Consider the following 6,599-nt stretch of genomic DNA (forward strand, 5'->3'; position numbering starts at 1 on the left):
ACTCCACATGGTGCCACCACAGCGCCGGGATCAGGATCGCATCGCCCGGCTCGAGCTCGGCCACCTGCGCGGCGGCGATCGCCTCGCGGAAGCGCGGGAAGCGCTCGAAGTCGGGCGCCGCGAAGTTCACCAGGCTGATCGGCGTGCCGGTCGGGGCGTGGTCGAGCGGGCCGATGTACAGGTTGCCGATCTGCTCCGGCGGGAACAGCGTGAAGCGGCGCCGGCCGGCCACCACGCAGGCGATGTTGCTCGATTCGTCGAAGTGCGCCGGCGTCGTGATCGCGTTGCCGAGCCAGATGCGCGGCACGATGCTGCGCCCGAGCAGCGGCAGCGGGTTCTCGTCGACGAAGCCGGGCAGGCAGTCGGGGATCGGCGAGCTCTGCACCGCCACCGCCGGCGGGTTCGGGAAGGCGGAGTAGCGCAGCACCTGCTCGAGCACCGTCGACAGCGGCAGCTGGTTGCGCATGAAGTTGAAGCCGCTCATGTCGGCGTTGTAGAAGAGCCGCCCGTGCTGGTCGGGCGGCGTCATCACCGCCTGCACCTGGCTGCCGTTGTCGTGGTCGGCCAGGTATTGCGCGAGCGCCAGCGGCGACGCGAGGCCATGGCGCACCGCGGGCCAGTGCTTGACGAGCCCGCGCAGGATGGTCGGGCGGGCGCCAGCGATCACCTCGCGGCGCAGCGTCTCGTCGTCGAGGCCGGTGACCTCAAGGATCGGTGTGGTGGTGATCGGCTGGGACGGCATGGTTCGCCGAGGATAGCCCACGCAATGCCGCGGCGAGCTCGGCCACCACGGGCGACCAATCGCCGCGCTGCGCCTGCCGGAACAGCCGCAGCACGCCCGGATACCACGGCGAATCGCTGCGCCCGGTGAGCCAGCGCCAGTCGGTCATCTGCTGCGGCAGCAGCACCCAGCACGGCTTGCCGAGCGCACCGGCCAGGTGGGCGACCGCGGTGTCGACGCAGATCACGAGATCGAGCGCCTGCACGATGGCGGCGGTGTCGGCGAAGCTGTCGATCTCGCCGCCCAGGTGCAGCGCGACCGGCGCGCGCAGCGCCTCGTCTTCGCCAGCGCCCTTCTGCAGGCTGACGAAGTGCACGCCGGGCAACGCGGCCAGCGGCGCCAGCAGGTCGATCGACGGCAGCGATCGCTCGTCGTCGTTCTCGAACGCGGGGTTGCCCTTCCAGACCAGGCCCACGCGCAGGCCGTTCGCCGGGAGTGCCCGCTGCCATCGCGCGGCGGCCGCCGGCTCGGCGCGCAGGTAGGGTTGGGCGGCGGGGATCGCGTCCGGCCGGGTGCCGAGGTGGCGCGGCACGCTGGTCGCCGAGGTCCAGCAATCCCAGTGCGCGGGCGGCAGCAGGCCGTCGGCCGGCAGCACCTCGTCGACACCGTCCAGCGTCGCCAGCAGCGCCTGCAGCGGCGGCGGACACAGCAGCGTGACGCGCAGCGCACCGGCCTGCTTCAGCACGGTGGCGAAGCGGCTGAACTGGATCATGTCGCCGTAGCCGCCCTCCAGGCCGACCAGCACGCGGCGGCCGTCCAGCGGCTCGCCCTGCCAGCGCGGGCAGGTGACGCGCCCGGCCAGGTCGAGCTGCCAGCCGCGCCACGCGTAATGGGACCAGCCCTCGTCCCAGCGCTCGTCGCGCAGGCACAGGTAGGCGAGGTTGATGTGCGCCTTCGGGTATTGGGGGTCCAGCGACAGGCTGCGCCGGCAGCAGGCTTCGGCGTCGCCGTGCCGGCCCATCTGGGCGAGCAGCACGCCGAGGTTGGACCAGGCGGCCGGCGCCTCGGGATCGAGCTGCACGGCCGCCCAGCAGGCGGCCAGCGCCTCGTCGAAGCGTTTCAGCCGCGCCAGCAGCGCGGCGTGGTTCAGGTGGATGGTGGGTTGCTGCGGCCGCAGCGCGAGCGCGCGGCGGTAGCAGTCGTCGGCCTCGCCGAGGCGGCCGGCGGCCTCTGCCAGCCAGCCGAGGTTGGCGTGCGCCTCGCCCAGCTCAGGCTCGATCGCGATGGCCTCGCGGAAACAGGCCTCGGCACCCGCTGCGTCGTGCGCGGCGAGGTGCCGGGTTCCGTCGAAGAAGCGTTGGCTTGCAGCGGGCTGCATGCCGGCATTGGAGCGCGCCGGCCTACATGGCGATCCCCGGAGCTGCGGGGCAAGAGCCCGGCTGTTCCGGTCAATAGTGCGGCGGCAGCTCGTCGCGCAGGCTGCGGAACGGCCCGGCGTCCTGGCCGGCGGCCTGCTGGCGCAGCAGGGCGATCTGGGCTGCCATCTGCTCGATCTGCTGCTGCTGGCGCGCGAGCAGCGCGTTCAGCGAATCGAGCAGGTCCTCGCTGAAGCTGGCCTTGATCTCCAGGGCGGTGAGGCGGCGGTCGGTGTCGTGTGCGGAGTCCATGGGGGCATTGGAACTCAGCCGCGGACGCCTCGGGATCGGGCTGCACGGCCAACCAGTTCAACCCAGGTCCTCACTCTCACCCACACCCTCGTCCTCAGTCTTGCTGGCAGATACCGGTACCGGTGCCAGGGCCAGGAACAGCTCCTGCGCGACCCTGTCGGCCGACCCGGCCAGCCCCCCGGCCGCCTGCAGCGCCCGCACGTCGTTCAGCAGCACCGCCTTTACCTTCTCTCGCACCATTTGCATGTCTTCGCCGGACCTCCTGCCGTGCAACCGGCGTGCGACGCGGGCATCGAGCGCCGCGCGTACTTGGTCCGCCCAGGGGCCATCCTGCTGCAGCGTCGCCTCCTCGAGCAGCTGCGTGATCCGGTAGTGAGACATCGCCAGCGCCCCGGTCCAACCTGTCCGCTTCGACGCGCGCTCTTCGGCAAGAAACCAGGTGCCCAGATGCCGCTGCGCCGGTGATTCGCTCTCCACCGGCAGGAGGGTCCGACTGAAGTCAAGCATCCGCCGATAGACACCGTCCACGCCCGCCTTGGCGCCGCGTTTGTCGAAGCCTTGCGCCAGCACCTTCATCGACTTCTCGAATGCCGGGCGATCGACGCCCAGCCCCCCATCCTTGCGCGAACTGAACATCAGGAGCGCGATCGCTTCGGCATAGGGCAGCCGCCCGGTGCCAGCGAGCAGCTGTGCATTCGCCTCGGCGACCTCGAAGACCGTCTCGAACACCGCCGGCTGAACGGCTTCAGCCGCGCGCGCGGTGGGCGCCGCCAGCAGGTTGCGGATCACCCCCTCGACGGTATCCATCGCACCCGCCTCATCGCCGGCATGCAGCTTCGCCAGCACGCCGTGTTCCAGTTGATCGGCATCCATCACCACGAGTCCGAGATGCAGCATCATCTTCATCGAGAAGCTGAGCGGCTGGCCATCCCGGAACCCTTCGGTGACCTCGCGCGCCATGACCTCCCACGCCAGCACTTCGTTCCCGCCGGGGCCATAGCTCGTCGTCTTTTGCCCGCTGTAGCCCACTGCGCCGTTCACGAACTTGCCCTTGCCGCGGGTGGTCTGGAAGCCTTTGATGAAGCTGTCGCACAGCGCCTCGAAGTCGCGCGTGGCCTTCAGGGCCTTGCTGCTGCGCTCGCCCTCCTTCTGCGCATGGGCTTCCTGTGCCCGCAGGTGCTGGCGGTAGGCCAGCAGCGCCGAGAAGATCATCGCGGCTACCGCAACCACCACCGTGGAGGCTTTGCCCATCGCTGCGACGCCGATGCCGAGGAGCGGCAGGAGCATCGCCAACAGCGACGTGGTCCCACCTCCGCCGCGCACGATCCCATTGAGGATGCGGCTGATGGCGGTGAGCCTCTCGGTATTCGCGATGCCGATCTTGCGGTCGCAGTACATCATTGCGGTCAGCAGAATCGCTGCATGCACCGGATCTTCCCCGACCTCCGCCTCGAGCTTGGACAGCTGCTCGAATCGCCAGCTGAACTGCTGCATCGTCAGCTTGGCCCACGTGTGCTCGTTGCAGCCCTGGAACACGTCAAACGGCCCCGCCATCATGCCGAACGGCCCGGCGACACCGAGCATGGCCGAGTCGTGCAGCATGTAGAGCGCCGCTCTGCCGATCGCGGCCATGCCCAGTGCAGCCGCCCCTGGAACGTCCCGCAACCAGCCCCCCTGCGCCTGTTGCGCGTCGGCCATGTTGCGCTTCGCCGTGCGATCGGCCATCCAGAGCGAGCCTTCCGGCTTGCGCCCATGCTCGGCGTGGTACTGGTGGATAGTCGCGGCCATCACGGCAGCGCTGTCGGGCCAGGCCGCCACGGCCGACCAGAACTCCATCGCCTGCAGGCCGAGCTGCGGGTCAGGCCGCTCGCCTGCCAGCCAGCTGCGCAGTACCGTCTCGGCCGCCGCCAAATTCAGCAGCACCTTGCATTGCGCCTGCTGGATGGTCGACAGCTTGGTCAGCAGCACGCCATCGATGGTCGCCCCGTGCCAGCCCAGCGTCGCCAGGGAGGCGAGTTCGCCGACCCCCGAGATCAGCTGTCCGACCTCAGTACCAGAGGCCGCCGCTCCCAGCTTCATGGCCAGGATCGCGCCATTCACCAGGTAGTTGATGCGATGCTTTCGGGTCGTCAGCACATCACCCGGGGCTTGCGGATTGAAGGCATGGGAGCCACCCGTGATGCCGACACGGGCCGCCTGGCGCCGCACGCGGGCAGCGAGCTTCTTGGACCGTGCCTGTCGCTTTCCGACGGTCGACTCCTTCTTGGTCCGGGCCAGTTTGGTGCCGGCCTCCCCCACGACGAGGAGGCCGGCCTCGACCCACGCGCGCGCCTTGCGGGCGCACAGAGGTGCAATGCGGTCGAGGATCTCTGCGGACAGCTGCAGGTGCGCCTCCAGGAGATCCACCTCCGTCGCCGGAACGTCCGCACCGAGGATGCGTTCCGCTTGCGTCTGGAAGGGGCACGCTTCCAGCGCGCCGAAGCGCCGCACCGGCGCCAAGTCGCCACGCTGCGCATAGACCGCGACGAATTCGGCGTAGCTCTGAGTGTTCAACCCATCCGMGCTTCCGCTTTCCATCGTGATCGCCGAGTCGGATGATTCACTGACAGACGCCGAGGTACGGCTGGTTGCACCAAGACCAGGCCGCCGCGTTCCGTACGAAGAGCGTGCCTCCTTCATGCCAGCACCTCTTGCGCATGCCACGCGCCGGCCGGGCTCTCGCCGCCGGCCGCGAGTTCGGTGGCCTGCAGATCAGCCTTCAGGCGAGCCACCCACGACGGCACCTGCCACAGCAACCATGTCGACAAGGCCTCCGGCGATTCGAGGATCTCGGGCGCCACGAGCGCGACCCCGACGATGTGCCCGGTCACCGGGTGCAGCGCCAGCGTGAGCGGTGCGTCATCGGCACGCCGCAGGTTCAACTGCAGCAGCCGGCGCAAGAGCTCCGGCTCATGCTGCGGCAGCGGTCCGAGATCGAGCACCATCCGGACGGATCCGTCCGGCGCACAGCCCAGCAACACGTCGGTGCCGGCCACGTTGATCAGCCCCTTGTGGAACAGGTCCGGCAGATCATCCAGTTCCAGGCTCGCGGCCAAGCCCGCCATCAACGCTTCGAATCGCTCTTGAAACATGGGTCACCCTTTGTGGGGATTCCCTCCCTGGTTCACGCCCCCGTGTGGGAGCGCAAGCTGTGTGTCAGATCGCAATGCAGCAATTCCAGACGGATGGCCTGCCTCCCTGCATTGCGACTGCACTTCCACCCACTTCGGCCGGCATCCAGGCATCTCCCGGCGCGAACGGACTTTCGGGTTTCCACGTAGAGTTCGGGGCTTCCTCCGCACGCGCTCCCCCTCCCGTGAACCTTCCCCTGCTCGCCCTGGCCGCCGCCGCATTCGGCATCGGCACCACCGAATTCGTGATCATGGGATTGCTGCCGGATGTCGCCCGCGACTTCGGCGTCACGGCGCCGGTGGCCGGCATGCTGGTCTCCGGCTATGCGTTCGGCGTGACGATCGGCGCGCCGATCCTCGCGATCCTCACCGCCAAGTGGCACCGCAAGCGGGCGCTGGTCTCGCTGATGGGCTTGTTCATCCTCGGCAATGCGCTGTGCGCGATCGCACCGAACTACGAGTTCCTGATGGTCGCGCGCGTCGTCACCGCGTTCTGCCATGCGGCCTTCTTCGGCATCGGCGCGGTCGTCGCGGCCGGGCTGGTGCCGCACGAGAAGCGGGCGCAGGCCGTCTCGCTGGTGTTCACCGGCCTCACGGTGGCCAACATCCTCGGCGTGCCGCTGGGCACCGCGCTCGGCCATGCGGCCGGCTGGCGCTCGACGTTCTGGGCCGTCACCGGCATCGGGCTGGTCGCGATCACCGCGCTGTGGCGCTGGCTGCCGTCGGCGCTGCCCGCGCAGGAGGGCAGCATCCTGCGCGAGTTCCGCGCGATCGCCCGCTTCCAGGTGCAGTGCTCGCTGCTGATCAGCACGCTGGCCTCGGTCAGCATGTTCACCGTGCTGACCTACATCGCCTACATCCTGCGCGACGTCACCGGCTTCTCGCCCGACCAGATCAGCTGGGCGCTGATGCTGTTCGGCGGCGGCATCACGGTGGGCGGCCTGCTCGGCGGGCGGCTGGCCGACTGGCGGCTGATGCCGGCGATGGCCGGCCTGTTCGCCTGCATCGCGCTGGTGCAGCTGACGTTCTCGTGGACCGCCC

General features: G+C 69.4%; 6 protein-coding genes. 1 reads left to right on the top strand and 5 read right to left on the bottom strand.

The window, feature by feature from the left end:
• From AC1D15_RS13820 to AC1D15_RS13840, 5 genes are all read right to left on the bottom strand, one after another.
• On the bottom strand, nt 1–742 hold a 742-nt coding region (locus tag AC1D15_RS13820; RefSeq protein WP_477826430.1), incomplete at its 3' end, for a cupin-like domain-containing protein.
• A complete protein-coding gene (locus AC1D15_RS13825; protein WP_477826431.1) occupies nt 705–2,099 on the bottom strand; it encodes a tetratricopeptide repeat protein in 1,395 nt (464 codons plus the stop codon). The genes AC1D15_RS13820 and AC1D15_RS13825, both read right to left, overlap by 38 nt.
• Nucleotides 2,100–2,169: 70 nt before the next feature.
• Nucleotides 2,170–2,388 (bottom strand): SlyX family protein, encoded by a 219-nt coding sequence (locus AC1D15_RS13830; RefSeq protein WP_047505769.1) that lies wholly within the window; start codon nt 2,386–2,388, stop codon nt 2,170–2,172.
• A 57-nt stretch (nt 2,389–2,445) separates the two neighbouring features.
• On the bottom strand, nt 2,446–4,941 hold the full coding sequence (locus AC1D15_RS13835; RefSeq protein ID WP_477826432.1) for a hypothetical protein: 2,496 nt from the start codon (nt 4,939–4,941) through the stop codon (nt 2,446–2,448).
• A 122-nt stretch (nt 4,942–5,063) separates the two neighbouring features.
• Nucleotides 5,064–5,519, bottom strand: a complete 456-nt coding sequence (locus AC1D15_RS13840) for a type III secretion system chaperone family protein (RefSeq protein ID WP_477826433.1) — start codon at nt 5,517–5,519, stop codon at nt 5,064–5,066.
• A 224-nt stretch (nt 5,520–5,743) separates the two neighbouring features.
• Between AC1D15_RS13840 and AC1D15_RS13845 the strand changes: the two genes are divergently transcribed.
• On the top strand, nt 5,744–6,599 hold an 856-nt coding region (locus tag AC1D15_RS13845; protein ID WP_477826434.1), incomplete at its 3' end, for an MFS transporter.

The organism is Rhizobacter sp. P2_H2 (assembly GCF_056403375.1).

Coding starts and splice junctions, on each gene's coding strand:
- AC1D15_RS13830 (WP_047505769.1), bottom strand. CDS start 2,388: ATGGACTCCGCACACGACACCGACCGCCGCCTCACCGCCCTGGAGATC.
- AC1D15_RS13840 (WP_477826433.1), bottom strand. CDS start 5,519: ATGTTTCAAGAGCGATTCGAAGCGTTGATGGCGGGCTTGGCCGCGAGC.
- AC1D15_RS13825 (WP_477826431.1), bottom strand. CDS start 2,099: ATGCAGCCCGCTGCAAGCCAACGCTTCTTCGACGGAACCCGGCACCTC.